Origin of the sequence: Victivallis vadensis (assembly GCF_003096415.1) — a bacterium.
Lineage (GTDB): Bacteria > Verrucomicrobiota > Lentisphaeria > Victivallales > Victivallaceae > Victivallis > Victivallis vadensis.
Genome location: NZ_QEKH01000007.1, coordinates 53,491 through 78,527, shown reverse-complemented (window position 1 = coordinate 78,527; position 25,037 = coordinate 53,491). Strand labels below are relative to the sequence as shown.

At 63.1% G+C, this 25,037-nt stretch carries 20 protein-coding genes; 13 read left to right on the top strand and 7 right to left on the bottom strand.

Annotation, left to right across the window (positions count from 1 at the left end):
* The gene (locus C8D82_RS05690) at window positions 1-1,143 is read left to right on the top strand and encodes a GntR family transcriptional regulator (protein ID WP_116883315.1); all 1,143 of its coding nucleotides are present in this window, start codon (window positions 1-3) and stop codon (window positions 1,141-1,143) included.
* Here C8D82_RS05690 and C8D82_RS05685 read toward each other — a convergent pair.
* The 6 genes from C8D82_RS05685 to C8D82_RS05660 form a co-directional block, all read right to left on the bottom strand.
* A complete protein-coding gene (locus C8D82_RS05685) occupies window positions 1,124-3,211 on the bottom strand; it encodes a glucosidase family protein (RefSeq protein WP_116883314.1) in 2,088 nt (695 codons plus the stop codon). The two genes, C8D82_RS05690 and C8D82_RS05685, sit on opposite strands and share 20 nt — an antisense overlap.
* Window positions 3,208-4,599, bottom strand: a complete 1,392-nt coding sequence (locus C8D82_RS05680) for a family 43 glycosylhydrolase (protein WP_165832852.1) — start codon at window positions 4,597-4,599, stop codon at window positions 3,208-3,210. Before C8D82_RS05680 ends, C8D82_RS05685 begins: the two co-directional genes overlap by 4 nt.
* A gap of 19 nt (window positions 4,600-4,618) precedes the next feature.
* Window positions 4,619-6,109, bottom strand: coding sequence for a glycoside hydrolase family 71 protein (locus C8D82_RS05675; protein WP_116883312.1), 1,491 nt, complete (start codon window positions 6,107-6,109; stop codon window positions 4,619-4,621).
* A 49-nt stretch (window positions 6,110-6,158) separates the two neighbouring features.
* Window positions 6,159-6,890, bottom strand: coding sequence for a prepilin-type N-terminal cleavage/methylation domain-containing protein (locus C8D82_RS21065; protein WP_147835303.1), 732 nt, complete (start codon window positions 6,888-6,890; stop codon window positions 6,159-6,161).
* Window positions 6,891-7,021: 131 nt separating this feature from the next.
* Window positions 7,022-8,113 (bottom strand): winged helix-turn-helix domain-containing protein, encoded by a 1,092-nt coding sequence (locus C8D82_RS05665; protein ID WP_116883311.1) that lies wholly within the window; start codon window positions 8,111-8,113, stop codon window positions 7,022-7,024.
* Window positions 8,114-8,265: 152 nt separating this feature from the next.
* Complete coding sequence (locus C8D82_RS05660; RefSeq protein WP_165832850.1) at window positions 8,266-10,395, bottom strand: glycoside hydrolase family 36 protein; 2,130 nt, start codon at window positions 10,393-10,395, stop codon at window positions 8,266-8,268.
* Window positions 10,396-10,659: 264 nt separating this feature from the next.
* Here C8D82_RS05660 and C8D82_RS05655 point away from each other — a divergent pair, with 264 nt between their 5' ends.
* The 4 genes from C8D82_RS05655 (at window position 10,660) to C8D82_RS05640 (ending at window position 15,627) form a co-directional block, all read left to right on the top strand.
* A complete protein-coding gene (locus tag C8D82_RS05655; protein ID WP_116883309.1) occupies window positions 10,660-12,249 on the top strand; it encodes a ribulokinase in 1,590 nt (529 codons plus the stop codon).
* Complete coding sequence (locus C8D82_RS05650) at window positions 12,242-12,940, top strand: L-ribulose-5-phosphate 4-epimerase (protein ID WP_116883308.1); 699 nt, start codon at window positions 12,242-12,244, stop codon at window positions 12,938-12,940. The genes C8D82_RS05655 and C8D82_RS05650 overlap by 8 nt, the downstream gene beginning before the upstream one ends.
* Window positions 12,927-14,354 (top strand): L-arabinose isomerase, encoded by a 1,428-nt coding sequence (gene araA, locus C8D82_RS05645; protein WP_116883307.1) that lies wholly within the window; start codon window positions 12,927-12,929, stop codon window positions 14,352-14,354. Before C8D82_RS05650 ends, araA begins: the two co-directional genes overlap by 14 nt.
* Window positions 14,355-14,487: 133 nt before the next feature.
* A complete protein-coding gene (locus C8D82_RS05640) occupies window positions 14,488-15,627 on the top strand; it encodes a uroporphyrinogen decarboxylase/cobalamine-independent methonine synthase family protein (protein WP_116883306.1) in 1,140 nt (379 codons plus the stop codon).
* A 974-nt stretch (window positions 15,628-16,601) separates the two neighbouring features.
* Here C8D82_RS05640 and C8D82_RS05630 read toward each other — a convergent pair.
* On the bottom strand, window positions 16,602-19,013 hold the full coding sequence (locus C8D82_RS05630) for a homocysteine S-methyltransferase family protein (protein ID WP_116883304.1): 2,412 nt from the start codon (window positions 19,011-19,013) through the stop codon (window positions 16,602-16,604).
* A 244-nt stretch (window positions 19,014-19,257) separates the two neighbouring features.
* Here C8D82_RS05630 and C8D82_RS05625 point away from each other — a divergent pair, with 244 nt between their 5' ends.
* The 8 genes from C8D82_RS05625 to C8D82_RS05590 all read left to right on the top strand — a co-directional run bounded on the left by C8D82_RS05625 (window position 19,258) and on the right by C8D82_RS05590 (window position 25,029).
* Window positions 19,258-20,385 carry a GntR family transcriptional regulator gene (locus C8D82_RS05625; RefSeq protein WP_116883303.1) on the top strand — a complete coding sequence of 376 codons (1,128 nt, stop codon included), beginning with the start codon at window positions 19,258-19,260 and terminating at the stop codon, window positions 20,383-20,385.
* 489 nt (window positions 20,386-20,874) lie between these two features.
* Entirely contained in the window at window positions 20,875-21,558 is a 684-nt protein-coding gene (locus tag C8D82_RS05620; protein WP_206212575.1) for a type II secretion system protein, read from the top strand.
* 25 nt (window positions 21,559-21,583) lie between these two features.
* Window positions 21,584-22,669: a hypothetical protein gene (locus C8D82_RS05615; RefSeq protein ID WP_116883301.1), complete on the top strand. Its 1,086-nt coding sequence runs from the start codon at window positions 21,584-21,586 to the stop codon at window positions 22,667-22,669.
* Window positions 22,666-23,514 (top strand): MBL fold metallo-hydrolase, encoded by an 849-nt coding sequence (locus C8D82_RS05610; RefSeq protein WP_165832849.1) that lies wholly within the window; start codon window positions 22,666-22,668, stop codon window positions 23,512-23,514. Before C8D82_RS05615 ends, C8D82_RS05610 begins: the two co-directional genes overlap by 4 nt.
* Window positions 23,511-23,936, top strand: coding sequence for a hypothetical protein (locus C8D82_RS05605; protein ID WP_116883299.1), 426 nt, complete (start codon window positions 23,511-23,513; stop codon window positions 23,934-23,936). Before C8D82_RS05610 ends, C8D82_RS05605 begins: the two co-directional genes overlap by 4 nt.
* Window positions 23,937-24,049: 113 nt before the next feature.
* Window positions 24,050-24,370 carry an NHLP leader peptide family RiPP precursor gene (locus C8D82_RS05600; RefSeq protein WP_116883298.1) on the top strand — a complete coding sequence of 107 codons (321 nt, stop codon included), beginning with the start codon at window positions 24,050-24,052 and terminating at the stop codon, window positions 24,368-24,370.
* Between the two features lie 11 nt (window positions 24,371-24,381).
* On the top strand, window positions 24,382-24,699 hold the full coding sequence (locus tag C8D82_RS05595) for a hypothetical protein (RefSeq protein WP_116883297.1): 318 nt from the start codon (window positions 24,382-24,384) through the stop codon (window positions 24,697-24,699).
* An 18-nt stretch (window positions 24,700-24,717) separates the two neighbouring features.
* Complete coding sequence (locus C8D82_RS05590) at window positions 24,718-25,029, top strand: hypothetical protein (RefSeq protein ID WP_116883296.1); 312 nt, start codon at window positions 24,718-24,720, stop codon at window positions 25,027-25,029.
* Window positions 25,030-25,037: the final 8 nt, after the last annotated feature.

The following is a 25,037-nucleotide window of genomic DNA, read 5'->3' as shown; positions in this document are numbered from 1 at the left end:
ATGGAAAATTCAAGACAGCCGAGACGCCGGACCAAGGCCGCCCGGGTTCAGCAGGAGATCATCGAACGCATCAACAGCGGCATCTATCTGGGGAAACTGCCGGGGGTGAATCAGCTTGCGCAGGAGTTCGCCGTCAATCCCCTGACGATCAGCAAGGTGCTGCGGAATCTGTCGGAGCTGGGGCTGGTGTATCAGCGCGAGAGGATCGGAACCTTCGTCGGACGCAAGCGCCGCATCGGTTTTCTGATTTTCAAAAGCGACCGCGACCGGCAGGGGAATCCCGACCACCTGATCAGCTATTACAAGATCATCCGGGGATGCGCCAGAGTGATGGAGCCGGAGCATCTGACCTTGCACTCGCTGGTGGCGGCCTCCAATGAGGCGGAGGCGATCGAACAGTTGAAGCGGGAGGTCGACGCGCTGGTCTTTTCCACCGCCGGAAGCGTCAGCGAGGAGGAACTGGCGATCACCGCCGGAGTGCCGCGGGTCCGGGTGCTCGGCGACTACCGGCAGAGAAGCGGTTATCCCCAGATCACTTATGACAACGACGCGATCGGCCCGCTGGCCGCGGAGTATCTGGTCAGGTGCGGCTGCCGCCGTTTCATCACTTTCGGGCCGCTGCCGGAAAATCTCAACGAGAGCCGCTACCGGAGTTTTGCGGCCCGGGTCGCCGAATTCGGCCATCGGGTGACGGAACTGCCGCTCGACCCCTATTTCCTGCCCTTTTCGGAATATATGGAACAGGGGCGGCGCCAACTGGCCCCGGCGCTCGAAAGCCGGGAGCCGACGGGGATTTTCGTGCCGAACGACCTCGCATGCACTCCATTGTACCAGATCATCTATCAGTTGGGGCGCAATCCGGCGGAATTCACGATCGTCGGGTGCGACAACAACGATTTTCACCTGCACGGGCTTTATCCCCGGCCGGTGGCGATCGATATCCGCATGGAGGATATCGGGCGCGACGCGGCGCATGTGCTGCTGGAGATCATCAACGGCCGCCGTCCGGCCGATGATTGCGACAAGATCATCAAAACGCCGGAACTGGTGATCCCCTCCTCATTCGTCCGCTCCGCCGCCGGTTACGAGCTGCAGGGCGGGGCGGCGGAGGCGGAACGCCGCGTCAGGCTCTCTCCACCGTAACCGTGCTGCACCGGGTGCGCAGTTGCTCGAAGGGGATCAGGCGGGTATCCGGCAGGAGCCTGCCGTTCAGCCGCAGCCGGAGCACCGGCCCGGAACCGCCGCGCTGGCGGATCGAGACGGAGGAGCCGCGCAGCGCAAGGCCGGAGACGGCGAAGCGCGGATCGGCGCTGTCGCGGAAGTGCAGCCCGCGTTCCGACAGTTCGACGCCTCCGGCGAAGCGGAACAGCGCGCCGACCCACGCCTTCACCGTGAAAAGCTGTTTGCGGCCGGGATTGTCCGGCGTGAGACCGTGGTTTTCGTATTCGCAGGTCAGCGCCTCGGGCAGCGTCAGGCGCGACCAGTTCCAGATGACGTCCGCATACAGCTTTCGCCGCGCCTGCGCCGGATCGAGTTTTGAGTGGAGTTCGCGGAACCAGAGTTCGGTGCACGGCATGTACATTCCCAGCTGATTGCCGTCGTACATCCAGCGGCTGTCGTCCAGCGGCAGGATCCGGCATCCCTGCCGGGTGGAGAAAAGGCCGCAGAGGGCGGCGTCGGCGGGCGTCAGAAGTTCGTCGGCGAACGGTGTTTCGTACAGGATGGCGTAGACCGGGCGATGGCGGCGCGGCGAAAGATCCGTTGCCGACAGCGAATCGTAAAAGCCCCCTTCCGGGGCGCGGAATTTCGCGAAGTCCCGGCGGGTCCGTTCCGCAAGCTGCCGGTATTCCTCGCATTCGTCCGCATCGCCGAGTTCGCCGTGCAGCCGCTCCAGCGTTCGCAGCGCCTGAAAGTAGATGCTGTTGTTGAAAACGCTGAGGTCGTTCCCGTCCTGTTCGAGATCCTCGGGATGGTCGGGGTAGAGCGACACGCCCCGGATCAGGCCGCCGATGGCGTCGGCTCCGGCGCGGCGCACCAGTTTGTCCGCGAAAACAATGTATTCGCGCAGCAGCGCACGGTCTCCGGTGAACACATAATAATAGTAGAGCATCACCGCGTAGAGGCATTGGGCCGGTGGCGCCATCGACAGGAAAGGCCGCCCGTCGATGGTCATTTCGTGGAAAATCCCGTTGACCGGATCGGCGGTGTCGCGGTAGAAGCGGAGCATTTCCGCCAGGAAGCCGGACTGGTTCAGCCAGCCGTGGGCGTCGGCGTGGACCATCCCGTCCCACCCCCAGATCCAGTAGCCGGAGTCGGCGGCGCGGATGCCGCCGGGGATGTCCCGGACCTTCAGCGAGTCGATGATGCCGCCCGCCTCGTGCAGAAACGAGTCGAGCGGACGGCTGCCGGTGTGGAAACGGGCCGTATTCTCCGCCGGGGGCGCGAACAGTTCCGCCCTGCGTTCGCAATACTCCGCGAGGCGCTGCTGCAGTTCCTGCGGGCCTTTGTGCCCGAAACCGAGCAGGAAGAAACATTCGCCGGACTCCACATCCTGCGCGTAATAGTGTTTGCGGAACAGGTGCGGCGTTTCGCGGAACCGCACCGGCCCGCCGCCCGCCACGCCGAATTCGGTGACCGCGCTCTGCACCTGCGGCACATACCGGTCGCCGCGCTGGGCAAGCGTCAGGTAGCCCGCCTCCTTTTCGCGCCGTATTGTTTCATCGGAGTAACGGTCGGTGATCCGCCAGTACGGGCCGTGCAGCCGCTCCCAGTGCCGGGTCGGCTTGTCGGTCCGGGTGCATCGGTCGGTGTTGATCAGTTCAAATTCGAGCGTGTGTCCGCCGGTTCCGGCGGGGAGTTTCAGCCGGAAGATCAGCGCGTCGTTGGCCAGGAAACATTCGTGTTCCAACGGCACCCCCTCCAGTTCGCAGCAACTTCGGTAGCCGGTCGGGTAGACCGACGTATCGTGAAATTCCAGCGCGTAGCGCCGCATTCCGTCGAACCGCACCATCGGCCGGAAGAGCAGCGCCCACGCCGAAATCGGGTCGGCCTGAAAGAAACCGGTGTCCCCGAACCGCTGCGCGCCGTAATAGCGGATCGCGGTCAGGCCGCCGTGGCGGGCGAGATCGGCGGCGAGGCGCCCGCCGGAGAAGGAGACGCGGTCGGCGCCGATGCCGTGTTTGAAAAAGGGATGTCCGCTGCGCCAGTTCATCGCGGTTCTCCCCGGTAACCGGCTTCCGACGCGTTGCCGAACACCGCGAAGTCGACGACTCCGGCGGGCTGCCCGCCCGGCGTGCCGGTCACGGTCAGCCGCACCTTGACAACGGAGCGCGGCTCGAAGGTTTCGTAGCGGATGTGTCCGTCGAATGTCTTGCCGCGGCAGTCGGCCAGCGGGAACCACGTTTCGCCGTCGAGCGTCCCCTCGACCAGAAACCGGAACCGGGCCGGAAGCACCTCGTGCGGCGTGAGCTTCTCATGGAAGATCACCCGGACCGCCGCCACGTCGAACTTGCCGAGCAGGTCGACGGTCAGCGTCGGGGCAGGGTCCTCCGGCGCGGCCTCGTAATAGGTGCGGATGTAGTTGTCGAGCGCGAGGTCCGGTTCGTGGCCGACGCGGAAGCTCGAAGCCTCGACCGGCTGGCCTGCGCTCAGCAGCAGCCGGCCCGTCGGAGTGCCGTCGATGCGGACCGGGGTTTCGCTCGGACCGTCGACGTACAGCTCGCCGTTTTCGTCGAAGTGCACCGGGTCCATGCCGATGCGCCGCTCCAGCCCCCGGAAGCGGCGCATCAGGATCGTGTAGAAGCACCACAGCCGTCCCTGTTCGTCCTCGACGATCGAATTGTGGCCGCAGCCGTTGATCATGCCTCCGCGCTGGATCAGCACCGGGTTGCGCTTCTGCGGCGTGAAAGGGCCGAGCGGATGGTCCGCCACATAGCAGCCGACCGAATAGTTGCGCCACTCCGCCCCGGCGGCGCTGTACTGGAGGTAGTACCTGCCGCCGTGCCGGGTCATCGACGCGCCTTCGAGGTGGGAGAAATACGGATTCTGGTTGCATTCGCCGAACCGCTCCCACCAGTGATCCGGGTTGAACTCGAAAAAGCAGGTCGGAGCCGCCGCAAAGCGGGTCGGGTCGCCGGAACAGAGCGGCACGCCCCGGAGGCCCCGGTTCACGCCGAGCGAATAGTAACAGTACATCGTCCCGTCCGCGTCGGTGAAGAGCGCCGGATCGGCCCATGACAGGTGTTCGCCCTTTTCATCTTTGATTTCGCCGAGGCACTCCCAGTGTCCCAGCGGGTCGGCCGTGGTCCAGATGCGGCTTCCCTCCCACGACGCGGTCAGGTAGAGCCGCCCGTCCTTTTCCGCCACGGCGGGCGCCCAGCCGACGTCGTTCAGGTTGATCTCGTGTTTTTGCCAGCGGATCAGGTCGGGGGAACTCCAGACCATCGCGCAGGAGGCGAACAAATAGTACATCCCCTTGAAGCGGATCACGCTCGGGTCGCCGAACTCCCGCCACCACGGCCCCCGGTATTCCGGGTTGAGCGCGACCCGGCTGACCGGAATTCCGGGGATCGCCAGCGGATTGCAGTAGGTATCGTTCATGATGGTTTGCTGTTTTTCCTCATCTGCCTGCGGTTGCATAGCCGGTCGTCGGCCAGTAGCAGTAAAATTCGATCGCATCCACGACCGGTTCGCCTTCGGCTTCGACGAGCTTTTTGCCGTCGCGCCACAGCGAGAACTGCTGGCGTCCCGGCTGGAACGGCACGACGGTCTGGCCGATTCCGGCGGGGACGGAATGGCGCGTTTCCCGGCCGCCGGAGTTCACCCGCAGCTCCGCGGGAGCGGTCAGCGCGGTCGTCAGGTAGAGGTCGTCGCCGACCGGCCCGTTGCCGATCTTCACCGGCGGGCGGTCCGGGTCGGCCGACGCGGCCAGTTTCTGGCTGCTGGTCCGATAGCACCAGAAGAGGCTGTCGGCGGTGATTTCCGGCTGCACGCCGGTCTTGTAATGCTGGATGAAGTAGCGGTTCAGTTCGCCCAGCCCCGCCATCGGCTTGTACCAGCCGCGCGGCGCGTCGGAGGTGCCGTTGGGATAGTTCTTGTAGTCGTCGACCGGCTCGATGTAGGATTCGTTGTAGTCGTTCCAGGTCAGCAGCATCACCCATTCAGGCTTCTGCACTTCCATCACCGAACGCCACTGCAGTTCCAGCCCCTTGCCGCCGCCGTGTTCGTAGTAGGTGCCGTTTTTCGCGAATTCCGGCTTCAGCGGGCGGCCCGGCATCCACAGCCACGAGGTCGGCACGCTGCGGTTGGAGCCCCACCAGTAGTGAAAACTGACGGTCGTCATCCACGCTTTGCCCGCCTTGTGCTGGGCCTGCGCCTGCCGTTCCAGCAGTTGCAGCCCGCCGCCGAACGGCGAGGTCTGGATCTGCCAGATCGACATCCCCTGTGCCAGGTCGCCCCATTCGGCGACCGACGCGTCCACCGCCTCCTGCCGCCCGCCCTTCCGGGCCTGCACGAACGTGGTCGGCACAAAGAAGATGTCCAGATTAGCCGCTTTCAGCGCCGGGGCGACCTTGTCGCGCCACCACTTCACGCTTTTGGAGGGATTCTCCTCGATCACCAGATCGACCCCGTAATAACCGGCGAGAGGCTTGCCCTGATACTGTTCGTAGCATTTGTCCTGCCCGTACTGTTTGAGCAGCGCGACCATGTCGGCGACCTGTTCTTCATAATCGCGGCTGCCGTAGTCGAACTTGAAGAACAGCTTGAAACCGCTGTCCAGCTCGCGCGCCGCCTGAAAAATTTTCGCGATCGCCTCCTTGTACTGCCGGTTCGGGCGCATCACGTCCAGCCCGAAGCCGTCGATGCCCATCGACTGCGCCATGCGGATCTGTTTTTTGTACTCCTCCACCGGCGCGTCCCAGCCGCCGTTGTAGGGGCCGATGCAGACCATATACCATGCGAATACCCTCCGGTTGTCCCTGAAGTCGGTATTCTGTCTGAAGAACGTCTCCTCCGGCAGCCGGAAATCCTTTTCCGGCGCCGGGGCACCGGCGATTCCCGCGGATGCGGCGATTCCCGCAAGCAGGCAGCTTAATTGCTTGAATTGCATGTTCGACTCCTTGATTTTTTACTGGTTATCCTGAATTTGCACGTATTTTTTAGGGATTCGGGTTGATGCCGCCGTACCAGAAGGTGATCCGGCGGTCGAAGTCCGCGTCGTTGATGTCCGGCAGCTCCTCGAAGCTGCGCCCGGCCACATGGCCGTCGACGAAGTTGATGTTCGCCCGGGTGCTGTGCCGGTAACCGAGGTCGGGGCGGTTGTCGATGCCGCGCTTCCGGCTGTCGGCGATGCCGAGCGTTTCGGAGGGACGCCGGATCCGGTTGACCTTGCGCGGCAGCTTGTTGGCGTCGGTGAGGCTTGAACCGAACACGTGTTCGTTCGCGCCGTAGGAGAGGGCGACGTAGGCCCACCGATCCGGGAGGCCCACCTTCGTCCAGATCTTATTTTCCGAATCCGCGCGCGCCTCCATCGGCACGCCGTCGGCGGGGCACAGGTAGAACTTCGGATTCACCGCCACGTAATCGCCGCTGGAGGAGAGGCTTGCCCCCAGCGTTTTCCCGAGCATGTATTCCTCGTAGTACTGGTAGCCCTTGAACGGGAAGAAGCCTTCGTTGCCGTCCGCGTAGCTCAAAACCGCGCTTCCCATCTGCTTGAGCCGCGACACGCAGCTCGCCTCGTGCGCCTTGCTCCGCGCCTGGTTCAGCGCCGGCAGCAGCATCCCCGCCAGAATCGCGATAATAGCTATCACGACAAGCAGCTCGATCAATGTGAAATTCCGACGCATCATGGCAGAGCCGTTCCGGTATCCGGTGTACTTTGGGTGTTGCATGTGCTTATCCTTTCCCGTTATGTATTTCCTGCCTCGGTTATAAGCCGGTTGTGTTTCCTTTGAAGGCCGCCTGCGGCGTGCACGATCGCCCGTCCGGTTCTTCCTGCTCGCCTCAACTTTCGCTGACTGCCTCAACAGGCGGTGCGCACTTCCGGCTGAATCCGGTATTGTCTGACCGGCCGCCGGTGACAGGCCGCGAGCAGGTTGTCGATCAACTTCCCGGCGCACTCGTCGATGCTGATGCCGATCATCGTCGCGGGCAGGAACAGCGGTTCCTCGATCTCCCAGTTGCGGTGCACGAAGAGCTTGAGCGCGGCCGGGACCGGAACCGGGTTCCGCATCACCGAGAGCATGATTCCGGTGATCAGCTGGTCGGGGAAGACCAGCAGGGCATCGGGCCGTTCCGCCTCCGGCAGCGCCAGCAGTTCGTTGCATTGCCGGAATCCGAATGCGGTCATCTGTTCCCCTGCCCGGAAATATTGCGATTCGTCGTGGATGCAGCGGATCAGCTGTTCCGGGCACTCCAGCTGGTGATGCTTCAACTCCGCATGCAGTGTGCGGAAAAATTCGGTTTCCCGCCACTTCCCCCCCGCCATGCGGTACCGCTCCGCGGCGGTGATTACCGCCGGGCGGCGGCATCCCGCCCCGGCCGCCGCTCCGATCGCTGTTTTCAGCCAGCCGGCCATGTCAAGCCCGACCGTATCTCCCGCCGCCACCGCCGCCGGCAGCGCCTGAAGCCGTTTCCGGGGCAGGATGGCGTTGCGGCTGCCGATGGGCACGATCACGCCCTGAACTTCACGGTTCTTCACCCATTTCTCCAGTTGCTCCATGCCGAACAGCAGCCCGTTGTCCAGCAGCAGCCGGGCGGCGATTCCCCGCTCGCGCAGCCGCTCCGTGATCCGGTCGATCAGAATCCGCTGGAACTGCGGCATATCGTCGAGATTCTCGCGGTACACATAGATCGCGACGCTGCGCAGCTCCTGCCGGGGTTCAAGCACCACCGTCCCTTTCCGGCGGTCGCGCAGGATCAGGCCTGCCTTGGCCAGCGGCACCAGCGCCTTGTGGACATTGGGGAAACTGGTGTCCAGCCGCTCCGCCAGTTCCCGCGACGACGGCAGCACGTCGCCGGGCTTCAGACGCCCGCTGCGGATCTCCTCCTCAAAGTAGAGGGTGATCGCTTCGCGCAGGCTCGCGGCATTGGTTTTGCGGATCTCTTCGACCATAATAATTACCGTTTGCGGTTAACACGGTTAACACTGACGATAATATTATACCATAAACGGCATTCGATGTCAATAGGCTGTCGAAAAATTTTCCGAATTTCCGGCGGAGGCGGATGCCGAAGCATATTTGCCGGTTCCCGCCGGAGGGACGATTATTCCAGCAGCAGCGCCGCGCCGGTGAAGGGAGCGAGGTTGCGCAAACAAAGCTCCTGCCGCGCCACTTCGGCGGTCACGCCGCCGGGCAGGAACGCCGCCGCGATCCGGGTTTCGCCCTTCAGCGGAATGCGGAGCGTTTCGGGTGAATCGGCGAAGGTGTGCACGACCGCGAGCGTCTGATTTTCACCGCGCCTCAGGAAACACTGGGTTCCGGCGGGCCGGGTCCAGGCGTCATTCATATCGCGCCGGAGTTCGATCGTGCCGCGCCGGATCGCCGGGACGGCCTTGCGGTAGAACGCGATCGCATCGTCCACGAGCCGCTGTTGGCGGGCATCGAGCCGGGCAACCTCGCCGGAGAGGCAGAGCCGCCCGAGCATTCCCGCCGCCAGCGAATAGCCGAGCCGCCGGTCGTCGTCGTCCGGATGCAGCACCGCCCAGATCTGGTTGTGGCGCATCGGAATCATCCGCGCGGTGTTCGCGGCGATGATCGGGATTTCGATCGACTCGTGCGCGTCCGAAAAGCTCGCCATCGTGCCGAGCTGCATCCACGCCGGGCTCAGGCGGTGGCCGCCGGAAGAGCAGATTTCGATCACCAGCTCCGGGAGTTCGCGGCGCATCCGGCGGAAGAACTCCGCAACGCCCTCAAGGTGTCTGCGCAGCTCCTCGGCGGGCGAATCGCCGCCGTCGCAGCCGAAGCCGGTCGGGGCGTTGTAGTCCACCTTGATGTAGCCGAAGCCGTTCTCCTTCAGGAAACGGATCACCTTCTGCGCCAGATGTCCGACTACCTCCGGCCTGCGGAAGTCGAGGAAACTGCGCGGCCCGGACTTCAATACTTCGCCGTCGAGATGGAGCAGCAGCTCCGGGTGTTCGGCGAAAAACTTCGAGTCCTTCGTGGCGACCTCGAACTCAAACCAGACGCCGGGGATGAAGCCGCGTTCGCGCAGTTTCGCGGTGAAGGCGGGCAGCCCGCCGGGATAGTTGCCCGCGCCGATGTTCCAGTCGCCGACGCCGGAAAGCGCATCGCCCTCCGCCTGAAACCAGCCCGCATCCAGCATGAAGTACCGGATGCCGCGGTCTTTGAGCGTTTCCGCGATCGGCAGCAGGTTTTTCTCGGTCGGCCGTCCCCAGGTGGTGCACCAGTCGTTGAAGATCACCGGCAGATCGCGGTCAATCTCCGGCACCGGGAACGCCTCCTGCCGGGCGACCAGCCGGGGCAGCAGCGCATCCACGCTCCCGGCGACGCAGCTCACGGTTGCGACCGGGCCGGTCAGGGTTTCGCCGGGCGCGAGTTCTCTGGTCCAGCCGCCGAATTCGCGGTCGGTCAGACCGCCGGAGAGGTTGAAGAAGTCGTTGGAACGGGCCGCCTCCAGCTCCCACGAGCCGACCGCGTCGAGCATCGCGCCCCAGGTGACGCCGGCGGCGGTGTCCTCGAAGCCGAGGAACGGAAAAAAGTCGCGCACCGGCATCGAACCGCGTTCGCCGAACCGCAGAGAGCGCACGCCGTATCCCTGCCACGACATCTCCATATTCAGTTCTTCAACCGAGCGGTTCTCCAATCGTCCCTCCGCGCTCCAGTTGGAGAAACAGCGGTGAATCCGGTAGCAGCCGGAGCCGTCGTCCGCCTGAAACGGCGACAGCAGCCCCAGAGAAAAGCTGGCGAGGTATTCGAGCTTGACCGTTCCGGTGCCGGTGTTGCGGATCGAGGTGGTGATCTCCAGACAGGGCTTCCCGGCTTCGTGGCGGACGATGTGGTCGACCGCCAGCCCGCGCGAATCGGCGAAGGAGGTCACGACCGCGCCGTTTTCTTCTTTCTGGCCGGTGAATTTCAGCAGGTCGACGCTGCCGGAGTTGCGCATGGTGCAGCCGGCGGAGAAGTTGTCCCAATAGGCGTCGCCCGCCGCCTTGAACTGCACCAGGCTCTCCGGCCGCACCGCCGGGAAATCGCAGCCGAGCGCCCGCACGGCTCCCCGGCAGCCCAGTGTCTTGCGCAGCGACCGGCGGTGGGTTGCGATCTGCGCTTCCATCCCGGCCGGAACCATCGTGAACATCACTTTTTCACCCTCTTTCATATAGAGGAGGGTCATGTCGCCGCATTCGACTTTCCGGAGCAATTCAAAGATTTTCATAATTGCGCTGTTCCCGTGTTGAGTTTCTGTGTCGCAGACAAGGTAGCCGCATTTTCCGCCGTCTGCAAGTCGCGGAGCGAAAAAAACATGTATCGCCTTGCTTTTTTCATTCGGCGCGGAGAGTTCGGCGATTTCGTTATCATCAAGCGCATGATGAGAGATTTCCGGGCGATCCGGTCGAAAGACGGCTTGCATCCGCCGCAATCCGGGCTATATTTCGATGGATCGAAGGGAATTTCAACATCTGCAGACAGGGGAAAAACGATGGAAAAATTATTGATCGGTCTTGATTTCGGCTCCGACAGCGTCCGCTCCGTGCTGGTCACCGAAAACGGCGAGCAGCTCGCCACCTGCGTACACAATTACGCCCGCTGGGCGGAGGGCAGATACTGCGACGCCGCGAACAACCGATTCCGCCAGCACCCGCTCGATTACCTTGAGGGAGTCGAGGCGGTGATCAAAGGCGCGCTCAAGGGGCAGGATGCTTCCCGCGTCGCCGGCATCGCGATCGACACCACCGGCTCGACCCCGTGCGCGGTGGACCGTGACGGCACGCCGCTCGCGCTGAAACCGGAGTTCGCCGACAACCCCAACGCGATGTTCATTTTGTGGAAGGACCACACCGCGATCGCCGAGGCGGCCCGGATCAACGAGTATGCCGCAAGCTGGGGCGGGACCGATTTCCGCATCTACGAAGGGGGCATCTATTCGAGCGAATGGTTCTGGAGCAAGATCCTGCACACGCTGAAGGCCGATCCGGAGGTCCGCGCCGCTGCGTACAGCTGGGTCGAGCACTGCGACTGGATCACCGGCGAACTGGCCGGCCGCACCGAGCCGCTCACCATGGTCCGCAGCCGCTGCGCCGCCGGGCACAAGGCGATGTGGCACGCAACCTGGGACGGGCTGCCCTCCGAGGAGTTCCTCGCCGGAGTCGACCCGCTGCTGGCCGGGCTTCGCGACCGGCTTTACACCGAAACCTGCACCGCCGACGTTCCGGTCGGCACGCTTTCGCCGAAGTGGGCCGCGAAGCTCGGGCTTTCCACGGACGTGGTGATCGGCGGCAGCGCCTTCGACTGCCATTTCGGGGCGGTCGGCGCACAGATCCAGCCTTATGAACTGGTCAAGGTGATCGGCACCTCCACCTGCGACATTCTGGTCGCCCCCGAAATCCCGCAGTGCGTGAAAGGCATCTGCGGGCAGGTCGACGGCTCGGTGGTGCCGGGACTTGTCGGGCTGGAAGCGGGACAGTCCGCTTTCGGCGACGTGTACGCGTGGTTCAAGCGGCTGCTCGGCTATGCCGGAGACATCTCTCTGCCGAAACTCGAAGCCGAAGCCGCCGCGATTCCGCCCGGCTCCACCGGCGTGATGGCGGTGGACTGGTTCAACGGCCGCCGCACCCCCGACGCGAACCAGCACCTCACGGGGGCGATCTTCGGGTTGAACCTCGGTTCGACCGCCCCGATGGTCTACCGGGCGCTGGCCGAAAGCACCGCCTACGGCGCGCGCGCGATCGTCGAACGCTACCGTTCGGAAGGGGTTCCGGTCAACGCGGTCGCCGCGATCGGCGGGATCAGCCGCAAATCCTCCTTTGTGATGCAGCTCTGCGCGGATGTCTTCAACCTGCCGATCAAGGTGGCGGCGGCGGATCAGGCGTGCGCGCTCGGCGCGGCGATGTTCGCGGCGGTCGCGGCGAAGGTGCATCCGGACCTCGGCGCGGCGATGGAGAAGATGGGTTCCGGCTTCGACAAGGTGTACGAACCCGATCCGGCGGCGGTCCCCGTCTACGAAAAACAATATCAGCGTTATCTCGCTTTCGGGAAATTGCTGGAGCAGGAGACGATGCGCCATGTATGAGGAGCTTAAGGCAATCTGTCATCAGGCCAACCTCGAACTTCCGAAGCTCGGGCTGGTGATCTATACTTTCGGCAACGTCAGCGCCGTCGACCGCAAAGCGGGCGTCTACGCGATCAAGCCCTCGGGCGTCGAATATGACCGGCTGCGCCCCGAGGACATGGTGATCGTGAGCCTCGAAACCGGCGAAGCGGTCGAGGGGAGGCTGCGCCCCTCCAGCGACACCAACACGCACACCGTGCTTTACCGCGCTTTCCCGAAGATCGGCGGGATCGTGCATACCCATTCGACCTATGCGGTGGGCTGGGCGCAGGCGGCCCGTTCGGTGCCGCTGTACGGCACCACCCACGCCGACCACCTCGCGGCGGATATTCCCTGTACTGAATTCATGCCCGACGAACGCATCGCCAATGATTACGAGACCGAAACCGGCCTCCAGATCGTCGAATGCTTCCGCAAAAAACACCTGAATCCGGATGAGATTCCGATGGCGCTGGTCGCCGGGCACGGGCCGTTCACGTGGGGGACGACCGCCGCGAAGGCGCTTTACAACGCGAAAGTCCTTGAGGAACTGTGCCGGATGGCCCTCGTGACCGAACAGGTCAATCCCGCCGCCGCCCGGCTCAAGGAGGCGCTGATCGAAAAGCATTACAATCGCAAGCATGGGAAGAATGCGTATTATGGGCAGAAATAGTTTGAAGAGTTACCGGATCTGGTTCATCACCGGCAGTCAGCACCTCTACGGAGAGGAAACTCTGAAACAGGTCGCGGAACATTCACGGCGGATCGTCGATTCGTTGAACGGTTCCGGTGAAATCGCTCTTGACATCGTCTGGAAGCCGACCGTCAAAACCCAGGCGGAGGTCACCGCGACGCTCCGGGCCGCTGACGTCGACCCAGCCTGCGCGGGGGTGATCTGCTGGATGCACACCTTCAGTCCGGCCAAGATGTGGATCAACGGCCTGAAGCTGCTGCAGAAACCGATGCTCCACTTGAATACGCAGGCCAACCGCGACATCCCGTGGGCGTCGATGGACATGGATTTCATGAACCTGAACCAGGCCGCCCACGGCGACCGCGAATTCGGTTACATCTGCACCCGCCTCGGCATCCGCCGCAAGGTGGTCAATGGCTACTGCGACACGCCGCGCGTGCGCGCCGCGATCGACGTATGGAGCCGCGTCGCCGCCGCCTGGCTGGATTCGCAGACGATGAGGGTCGCCCGCATCGGCGACAACATGCGCGAAGTCGCGGTCACCGAGGGCAACAAGGTGGATGCGCAGATTCAGTTCGGCTACGCGGTCGACGGCTACGGCGTCGGCGACGTGCTGAAGTATGTTTCGCAGGTCACGGATGCGGAAACCGACAAGCTGGTCGGGGAGTATTTCGACCTCTACGCGGTGCCGGACCGTTCCGATGCGGCGATGAAGTCGATCCGCGCCGCCGCCCGGCAGGAGATCGGCATCCGCGCTTTCCTCGAAGCTGGAAATTATTCGGCTTTCACCACCACCTTTGAAAACCTCTACGGCTTCGACCAGCTCCCCGGCCTCGCGTCGCAGCGGCTGATGGCCGACGGCTACGGCTTCGGCGCCGAAGGCGACTGGAAAACCGCCGCGCTGCTTCGCACCATGAAGCTGATGGCGGCGGGACGGCCCGGCGGCGTCAGCTTCATGGAGGATTACACCTATCACTTCGAGCCGGGCCGCGAGCGGGTGCTCGGCGCGCACATGCTTGAAGTCTGCCCCTCCATCGCGGCGGGCAAACCGAGCCTCGAAGTGCATCCGCTCGGCATCGGCGGCAAAGCCGATCCGGCGCGGCTGGTGTTCACGACCGCCCCCGGCGACGCGATCAACGCGACGATGGTCGAATTCGGAGCAGACTTCCGGCTGGTGGTCAACGAACTGGAAATCGTCGCCCCCGACGCGCCGCTTCCGAAGCTCCCGGTCGCCAGCACCGTCTGGATTCCGAAGCCCGATCTCGCCGAAGGCGCGAGGCGCTGGATTGAAGCCGGCGGCGCGCACCACAGCGTGAACGCCCCCGCCCTGACCACGGAATTCATGGAGGATTACGCCCGCATCGCCGGGGTTGAACTTGTCGTGATCCGCTGACCGGAACCGGAGGGGGGATTGCGGATTTATTTTTTTACCGGATGAACGCTGATTTCTGATTGCCGGGGTTCGGCCGGTGACGAAAAAGATTGAGGCGCAGGATGTGCAACCGGCAAAGTCAAGGAGATATCAGATGAAAATTCAGCCGATCCGTCAGCCGTGGCCCGGAACGATGACCGGAAGGGAACGCTTCCGCCGCCAGATGAACTCGCAGGGCGTCGACCGCTGCTTCAATATGGAGTTCGGTTACTGGGATGAGAATTTCACGGAGTGGAAGATGTTCCGCGACAACGGCATCCGCAGCAACGCGGAGGCCGACCGCTTCTTCGGTTTCGACCGGATCGAGTGCATCGGCGGCAACACGTGGATGTCACCCCCCTTTGAATCGAAGGTGATCGAAACGCGCGGGAGTTCCAAAATCCTGATCAACGGCGACGGCCTGCTCGCGGAAGTGCCGCTCGACGGGCACGACACCATCCCGCACTACCTCAAGGCCAGCATCGTGACGCCCGAGGACTGGAAGCGGTGCAGGGAGGAGCGGTTCCGACGCGACGATCCCGCTCGGAAAATCGACGTGGCCGCGCTGCAGGCGCTCCATCCCGAAACGCGCGACTATCCGCTCGGCGTCTACTGCGGTTCGATGATCGGCAAAATCCGCGACATGCTCACCTTTGAAGGGCTGGCATACGCGATGTTCGACTACCCGGAGATGGTCGAGGACATGGTGGAAACCTGTTGCGTGCTGGTGGAGGACGCCCTCGACCAGCTGCTGCCGCACTTCCGGTTCGATTTCGCGTCCGGCTGGGAGGATATCTGTTTCAAGAACGGCCCGATCGTGACCGTCGATTTCTTCCGCGATATCGTGATGCCGCGTTACAAGCGCATCCGACGGAAGCTCGACCAGTACGGCATCGACCTCTGGTACACCGACTGCGACGGCGACGTGCGACCGATCCTGCCCTATTTCCTCGAAGGAGGGATCAACTGCCTGTTCCCGTTTGAAGTGATGGGGTGCGCCCATCCCGGCGAACTGCTCGACCGCTACCGGGGGCAGCTGCGCATCATGGGCGGTTTCGACAAAATCCAGCTCGGCTCCGGCCGCGAAGCGATCAAAGCGTACATGGAGTCGCTCGTCCCCTATGTCGAACGCGGCGGCTACATCCCCTTCTGCGACCACCGCTGCCCCCCGAACGTCGACGAAAACGACTATCTGTATTATCTGGACCTGAAGCAGCGGATGTTCGGTCTGGATTCCCCCATGTTCCGCCGCTGACCCGGGGATTTCGCTGCTGATCGCAGCGACAAGGGCGCTTCGCCCCTTGACCCCGACCGGCAAGGTGCCGGCGCCGAATACTTGAGATCCGGAAAAGGCGTACCGCCTTTCCCTCCGGATGGGGGGAGGCTCTACTGTGGACAGGCAGGCGAGTACCTGAGCGGCACACCGCTCCGGTCGGCGACCGCGTCGGCTTTTTTGCCCGGAATGACGGGTACGGCGAAGCCGCACGGAGGAATGAAGGGAGGGGCCCACGAAAAGTACCCGCAGCTTTTGGGCTTTGCCCAAAAGTCCCGAGGCCCGTGGCCGAAGGGAGGCAACTTTTTGGGGAGGGGGCACTCCCTGCGCCTGCTGCCGCCGGAGGTCACGCGCGAAACCTCCAGATGCTGACCGGGTAATAGAAAGATACCCTGATGGAGGCTGATAAGAGCTAAACTCCCATATAGGCAAGGCGAGGTCAGGCAACAATACAATTGTCATATCACAGACAAGCATATCTTTGAATACGAGCCTTACTGAATCTTGCCTGTATGAAAAGGTAGGGAGAGTTCAGCCTCCATCAGAGTAACTTCAAATCAGATGGTTAGCATCTGGAGGTTTCGCGCGTGACCTCCGGCGGCAGCAGGCGCAGGGAGTGCCCCCTCCCCAAAAAGTTGCCTCCCTTCGGCCACGGGCCTCGGGACTTTTGGGCAAAGCCCAAAAGCTGCGGGTACTTTTCGTGGGCCCCTCCCTCCATTCCTCCGTGCGGCTTCGCCGTACTCGTCATTCCGGGCAAAAAAGCAGGCTTTGCGCCGACCGGAGCGGTGTGCCGCTCCTGTACAACCATGCCTGTCTCCATCAGGGCTCCCCCTCCCGGAGGGAAAGGCGTTCCGCCTTTCCCGGATCTGAAGTATTCGGCACCGGCACCTTGCCGGTCGGGGTGCAGGGGCGAAGCGCCCTGCTCGCTCCGTCAGGAGCGAAATCCCCAGGGGGCGTCAGATGAGCTTGAGGGCGGCGCGGACGGTGGCCATGGCGTCGGCGGCGTAAACGGCGCCGATGGATTCGGCGAAGGTTTCGTCGACGGCGGCGCCTCCGACGATCACCGGAGCGGTTACGCCGCGACTGCGGGCGAGTTCGACCACGGTGCGCATCTGGGGCATGGTGGTGGTCATCAGCGCCGAAAGGCCGATAAAGGCGGCTTTATGCTCGATTGCGGCATCGACGATGGTTTCCGCCGGAACGTCCTTGCCGAGGTCGATCACCTGAAAATGGTGGTTTTTGAGCAGCAGCGTCACGATGTTCTTGCCGATGTCGTGGATGTCCCCCTTGACGGTGGCGACGAGGAAAACCGGGCCGGCGGGAGCGTCGCCGGAATCAGCCTGCAGCAGCGGTTCGAGTTTTTCCATCGCCTGCTGCATCGCGGCGGCGCTCTGCATCAGCTGCGGCAGGAAGTACTCCTTGCGCTCGAAGCGGTTGCCGACTTCGGTGATCGCCGGGATCAGGATGCCGTTCACGATTTTACCGGGATCGGCCCCGGCGGCGAGCAGCGCGTCGAGCCGCTTCAGGGTCTCCTCGCGCTTGCCGCGCAATACGGATTCGGTCAGGGCGGCTTCCGGAGTCAGTTCCGCCGGAGCTTGCGCTCTGGCTGGCGCGGTTCCGGCAGGGGAGGGGGCTTTGGCGGCGTGGTAAGCCAGATAGCGTTCGAGCCGGTTGTCCTTGCCGTTCAAGGCGTCGGAGGCGACGACCATGTCGGTCAGGCCGGGGGCGGCGGGATTGCTGATCGCGGTATTCAGCCCGCGCCCGAGCGCCATGCCGAGGAATGCGAGGTTCACGGTCGGACGGCCCGGCAGGCCGAAACTGACGTTGGAGAGGCCGCACACCGTGCTGATCTTGAGCTTCCGCGCGCAGTATTCGATGAAGTCCAGCGATACCGCTGCCGCTTCAGGGCTGGCGGAGATGGTCATGATCAGCGCGTCGGCGGCGTAGTCGGCAGGGGTGTAGCCGTATTTGGCGGCTTCGGCCATGATGGCTTCGAGCACCCTGATCCGTTCGCCGAGGGTTTCGGGGATGCCGTCGTCGGTCAGCGGCAGCAGCACCAGCATCGCGCCGTATCTGGCGGCGATCGGCAGCACCTCCTTGATCCGCTCCTCCTCAAGCGAGATGGAGTTCAGCAGCGCCCGGCCCGGATAGAGCCGCAACGCGGCTTCGACAGTGGCCGGACGGGTGGAGTCGATGCAGAGCGGGGTCGGGCAGGCGAGCACCAGCTCGGAAACGCCCCGCCGCATCATTTCGGTTTCGTCGATGCCGGAGAGGCCGAAATTCACGTCGAGGACCGCCGCGCCGAGTTCGGTCTGTTCGCGGGCGAAGGTTTTCACCAGTTCGAGGCTCCCGGCGCGCAGTTCGGCCTGAAGCGCCTTTTTGCCGGTCGGGTTGATCCGTTCGCCGATGATCGCGAAAGGTTCGTCGAGCGCGATCCGGCGGAACTGCGTGCCGGAGGCGATCACGCCGCGCCTGACCGGCGCGGCCGGCAGCGGTTTGCGTCCGCGGAGTTTTTCATGCAGCGCCGCGAGGTGGGCCGGGCTGGTGCCGCAGCAGCCGCCCATCAGGTTGGCCCCGGCTTCGGCAAGCTGCATCGCGGCTTCGGCAAATTCAGGGGCGGCGAGGTCGAACACGGTCTTGTCGCCGACGAGGTGCGGCATTCCGGCGTTGGGCTTGGCGGCCAGCGGGATTTCGGCGTAGGGCTTCATTCGGCGGATCAGTTCGGCCATCGCTTCGGGGCCGGTCGAACAGTTGCAGCCGAACGCGTCCGCGCCGAGCGCCTGCAGCGTGACCAGCGCCGCGACCGGATCGATCCCGGTCAGGGTTTTGCCGCCCGGCTCGAAAGTCAGCGTCACGATCGCGGGCAGGTCGCAGAGCTCGCGCACGGCCAGCAGCGCCGCGCGCGCTTCCTGCAGGTCCATCATCGTTTCGATTGCGAAGCCGTCCACGCCGCCCTCCAGCAGCGCCGCGATCTGCTTTTTGTACAGTTCGACGCACTCCTCGAAGGGGAGGGGGCCGAAAGGCTCGACGAGCTGTCCGGTCGGGGCGATGTCGCCGAAGATCAGCGTTCCCGAAACCGCCCTGCGGGAGATCGCGGCGAGTTCCGCGTTGATTTCGGCAGTGCGGCTTTCGAGGCCGAATTCCGCCAGCTTCAGCGGGTTCCCGCCGAAGGTCGGCACATAGACGATATCGGAACCGGCCTTCACGTAGGCCTGCTGCACGTCGGTGATCGCTTCGGGGTGTTCGAGCACCCAGAGCTCCGGGCAGACTCCGGCGGGCATGCCGCGCTTGATCAGTTCGGTGCCGGTGGCGCCGTCGAGCTGGATGATTTTCCGGGAGGCGAGTTCGCGAAATTCACTTCGTTTCATGTATGCGGGGTCCTGACTGGTGGTGTTTTTTCTTGTTCTTATCCTTATAAAGTACCACCGGAACCGCTGAAAATCAATGATCCGCCGGAAAGAAAAAAACGCCTCCCCTTTTTCGGCGACGGTTGAAAAATCATGAAAATATTCCGGGCGGGTCTTGACATCAGATATAAAGTTTGTTATAATTAAAGCAGGATGATTAGCATGTAGAACGGATGATTAGCATCCATGCGACAATGGAACCGGAATGAATTCGAGACCTCATAATCTGAAATCCGAACAGTTGGAGAATCACCTGCTCCGGGAAATCCTGCCGCAGTACCGTCCCGGCGAACGCGTTCCTTCCGAAGTCGAGATGGCGCGGCAGCTCGGCACCTCGCGCACCACGATGCACAAGGTTTATTTCAATTTGATTTCGCGCGGATTGCTCTACCGGCAGAGCGGCATCGGTACGTTCCGGGCCGATCGGGCGGAAGAACCCGCGCTGCGCATGATCACGGCGGTGATGCCGTCGCTGCATTTGCTGAACGCCAGTCAGACGCCCAATTGGTTCAACCACCAATATACGCTCGAACACTTCGCCGATGCGGCGCGGGAGGACCATTTCATGCTGAACGTCAGCTTTTTCGACCACGATCGCTATTCGGTCGACGAGGCGGAGCGGCTGTTGAACCGCGGCGACGTGCCCGCTTTCCTTTTTCCCGCGCTGGTGCCGGAGCTTGAACCGCTGATCAAACGGCTCCGCGCGGCGGGCAAGGTGTGTGTCGGGCGCTACTTCAAGCCGGCCGGTTTCTGCGATTCGGCCTGGTTCGATATCGAAAACGCGATGGAGCAGGCGGTCGCCCATCTGGCGAATTCCGGGCGCAGGAGGATCGCACTGCTCGATGAGTGGAGGCCGGAGCTGCCGGAAATTCCGCACTACGGCTATCCGGTCGACCGTTATCATGCGTTCCGGCGGGCGCTGGAGAAGGCGGAGCTGCCGTTCGTCTCGGAACTCTACCGGTTCTGCCTGGGAAGCGGCGCCGACGGCGAATGGGCGGTCCGGCGCATGCTGGAGGAAAAACAGAATTTCGACGCGGTGTTCTGCGGTACCGACCGCCGCGCGTTCGGTGCGATTGCCGCGCTGCGCAAAGCCGGACTGAGGGTGCCGGAGGATGTGGCCGTGGTCGGCGTGAACAATGAATCCGGTTCCGTGGGATGCGATCCGCCGCTGGCGACGATCGACTGCCCGTTCGACCGGCTCGCCCGGATGCTGTATGAGCTGATGCGCGACCGGTTGAACGCCCCGGAACGCAGCGGTACGGAAAGCCGGGCCTGCACGGTCAGTTTTCTATGGCGGGAATCCGCAGGAGGTGCACCGCCCGCAATCGTATGACATGCAGATCAAGGAAGAGGCCGGAGTATGCTGCAACACGCTCCGGCCGGTCCGAAGCCCCGAAATACCACCGGAACGCCGAACATCAGAATATACAACGGTTCGGCGTCACAATCAACCCATTCATGGAGGTTTGACTGAAAAATGAATCGAAAACGCCGAAAAAACACCATCCGGGCAACAGAATGCGAATCACCGCATTCTTCGTTCTCATCCTGCCGGGGAGCGTTGCTCCCCCGACCCCCCGTTGCCGCTCTGCGTAAAAGAGAGGGGTTCGGGGGAGAGAAAGCGGCGGCTTGCGCCGCGTCTCTCCCCGTACCAGGCAATCTGAACATTTTTCTTATTCTCCGCAAGCTCTCACGCCTTGGCCAATGCTCTGCAAGCGGCAAGTCGGAGCAAAAACGTGACTCTGCACTTCCGCAGAAAAGCGGGAAGACAGCTTCACGTTATTGCGGATCTTCTTTCCCCGTCGGCCGACCGCGCCTTCGCTTGTCGACCGTCCCGGCACCGGCACCTTGCCGGACGCAGGGGGCGTGGGGGGCGGCGGATACGCCCCCCACATCCCGCCACGTAATGCCATTCACTCTTATTGAGCTGCTCGTGGTGATCGCGATCATCGCGATACTGGCGAGCATGCTGCTGCCGGCGCTGAATCAGGCGCGGGAGCGGGCGAATGCGATCAGCTGCGTGAACAACCTGCGCCAGCTTTTCACCGCCAATTCCTTATACATGGCCGATTACGGTTACTATCCGGCGGCCTGGAGCGGCAACTTGCCGGAAAAGAACTGGAAAACCGATCTGGTCGGCTATGTGAAAGAACGGCGTTCGGATGTGAATTCCGCCGGAATTTACGCGGACTGCAAGGTTTTCATCTGCCCGTCGGCTGCCATGGCGGCGCGGCGGAGCTGGTCTTACGGGATGAGCTACCGGACCTATACGGCTTCACAGGGAGTCGGGAAACCGGTGCGGCGCGACACGTGGGGGCGTGGCAAAAGCAAGCCGTTAATCATGGATATCGACCTGAACGGCCATTATATCAGTCCGTATGCGACGACGCCGTGGTTCGGGCGCCGCCATTTCGGCAGTTTCAACGTGGCGTTCGTCAACGGCAGCGTCCGGCCTGAAAAAGATATGTCCGCCGCGAGCAAGGTTCTCGACTGGTCGGCCGATTAAAAAAAAGTACAGGAATCATGATACGATGAATCACCATATTTTGTTTGCGGGAATTTTCGCGATGTCGCTTTGGGCCGCCTCCGCCGCGGAACTGCCGAAGCTCGACCGGCAGCCCAAGCCGGGCGTGTATGCACTGACCAACACCAGCAACTATGTGACCTCGAACGGGAAACGGGTCAATCTCTTCGACCTGCCGGTGGATGGCGTGACCAACTATACGACCTGGCGGATGGTCCAGCCGGAGGAGGGAGCGATCCGCTATCCGGGACTTGACCGGATGATGGGGGAAGCCGTCGCTTCCGGTAAGTACCTCTCCTACGGCATTCTCGCCGGAATCCACACGCCCGACTGGGTTTACGAAAAGGGAAAGATTCCCCGGTTCCTGGTCGATCCCAACCGGAAGTGGCACAGCTACCTGCCGTGGATCGAAGTGAACGGCAAACGGAAGCTCAACACCCCCTTCCTGAACATCTGGAATGAAACGGTCAAGGCGTTCGCCGCCCGGCTTTATGCCGATCCGCACCGCGACCGGATCAACTATGTGCCGGTCACCGGTTTTCCGTTCGGCAACGGGCTGGAGCTGTATGTGCCGCTGGCCGAACCGGAGTTCAGGGCGCTGCGCTACGATGGTGAAGCGCGCCGGCTCTATGTTGAATTCTGCTGCCGGGTGATCGATATTTTTGTGGAACACCTGCCCGATTTTCCGCTCGGCATCGCGTTTACGGACTGGTACGGCACCGGCCCGAAGGGACATATCCGCGACGTCACCGAAAGTGCCGCGATCCTCGACTATGCGATCCGGAAAGGGCGTTTAAAGGGCGTGACGATCGTGCCGATGGGGTTGTGGATGGGATGGAAAGGAATATGCGACAATCCGGCGCATCCGCTGATGCGCACCTGGCTTTCCCGCTCCCGGCAGGCCGGTTCCGGCGCGTGGGAGGGGCAGATGGGAAGCTGCCGGCTGAAGTGCCTGCCGCTCGCGGAGCAGCTGGAACTGGCCGAACGCCATAAGGCCGTCTGGGTTCAGCTCTGGCATCACGACTGCCTCTGCCCGGAATGCGTGGCGGTGCTCGAAGCATACCGGGCCCGGAAAGGAGCTTCGGCAAAATGAGACTGCAATTCCTCGGAAGCGCGGCTTCGGAGTCGATTCCGGCCCTGTGGTGCGAATGTGAAAACTGCCGGAAGGCGGCGCGGCTCGGCGGCAGGAACCTCCGGCGGCGTACCGCGTATCTGGTCGGCGATCATACTTTGGTCGATTTCGGGCCGGATGCGAACTGGCAGGCGAAGGAGTTCCGGCTCGATCCGTCCAAAGTGGAGCGTTTGCTGGTCACCCATTCCCACGTGGACCACTTTTCGCCGGTGGAACTGCTGTGGCGGAGCCGGAATTTCAGCGCCGTGAACCGTCCGCTGCGGCTGTTCTGCAACGAGGCGGTGTTGCGGGAGCTGGAAAACCGGGTTCGTTCCTGCGGCATGGGTTCAGGCGCCGCCGACGTGCGGGTGGAACCCGTACCGCTGCGCCCCGGTGCCCCGGTCACGGACGGCGCGCTGGAGATCCTGCCGATCCGCGCCTCGCACGGCGAAGGGGAATGCGCATTGAATTTCCTGCTCTCCGAAGCGGGGCGGAACATCCTGATCGCCAACGATACCGGCTGGTGGCCGCCGGAATCGTGGGAGCTGGTGAGAGGACGGAAGCTCGATGCGGCAGTGATCGAAATGAGCATGGGCATCCGGCTTCCCTACGCTTTCGAGCGCGGCAAACACCTCGGTGCGCAGGCGGCGATCGCATTCCGTGACCGGCTGGCCGAACTCGGCGCGGTCGACTCCTCCACCCGGGTTGCGATGACCCATATCAGCCACCACGTCGGCGCGACCCACGAAGAACTTGAAGAATACTTCCGGCCCTGCGGCATCGAAGTCGGCTATGACGGGCTGATTCTGGAAGGAGGTGCGCAATGATCGCGGCGGTATATGATGCGCCCCCGCTGCCGGAGCGTGAAACGGTTCCGGCGCGGCTCCTGCGGATCGAATGGGAGGAGGCGGAGCCGTTCTTCCGCTTTTCGCGCGATACGCTCCGGTTCCGTGAGTTCCGGCTGCCCGGTTTTGACAGCCGGATAATCCGGGTCGACCGCGCGGAGTCTCCGGCGGATCTCGTCGCGTTTTCGCAATTCCTGTACGAACACCCCGAACGGCGGCGGGCGGCGCTGATCGTGATCGGCCTCGCCGCGCCGGACGAACAAATGATGAATGCTTTCGTGGAACTTTTTCCGGACTTTCCGCTGCTGCTTCCCGCTTCCGTTTCCGCGCCGTTGCGCGACTATGCGGCGATGCGGGCCGAAATCAAAGGCGTGACGCTGTTGTGCGGGAAAATTCATAAATAAAACAATACACTGACTTGATTTCCGCTGCTCCCGATTGTATGTTACGGCAGACGTTCCGGGGAATTCCCGGGGCGATGGCGATGAATGAGGAATATTGAATGTAAGGAGGGTGGATGATGGCCTGGACTCAGAATGAAATCGAAGCGTGCATCGAGAACTGCAAGAAAAAGGCGGCGGTCGACGCGGAATTCCGCAAAAAACTGATGGACGATCCCGCCGCCGCCGTGAAAGAGGTCTCCGGCAAGGAGATCCCGGCCGGCTTCAAGATCAAAATCCTCGAAAACGATCCGGCGTACGACGCTACTTTCGTGCTGCCGCCGCTGGTTTCCGGGAATATCTCCGACCGCGAGCTTGACGAAGTCGCCGCCGGTATCTGCGGCATGCAGACCTGCGCGATGGACGCCTGCGGCGTGGCCGGCAACTACTCCAAGTAAGGAGTGGCGCGATGAACTGGACGCAGCGGCAGATCGACGAGTGTATCGAAGCGTGCCGCAAACGGGCCGCCGTCGATGCGGAGTTCCGCAGAAAACTGCTGGCCGATCCCGCCGCCGCCGTGAAAGAGGTTTCCGGCAAGGAGATCCCGGCCGGTTTCCGGATCAGGGTGCTGGAGAGCGACCCGGCTTACGACGCTACTTTCGTGCTGCCGCCTCCCGCGGCGGGCGGCGTGTCGGACCGGGAACTCGACGACGTGGCCGGCGGTGCGGTCTGCGGCAGTTACGCCTGCGACCCGCATGCCTGCGGCACACACGGCAGCCCCAAATAATTTCAGGAGGAATACAATATGGCCTGGACTCAACAGGAAATCAACGATTGCATCAACTCGTGCAAACAGAGGGCGGCGACGGATGCGGAATTCCGCGGGAAGCTGCTGGCCGATCCGGCGGCGGCGATCCGGGAGGTGTCCGGCAAGGAGATTCCGGCGGGCTTCCGCATCAAGGTATTGGAGAGCGATCCGGCTTACGACGCGACGTTCGTGCTTCCTCCGGCGGCCTCCGGCGACGTGTCGGACAAAGAGCTTGACGGCGTGACCGGCGGCAGTCTGCTGTGCGCCTTTGAGACCTGCGCCGCGAACGCCTGCGGGGCGGACAAGTGACGCCGCCG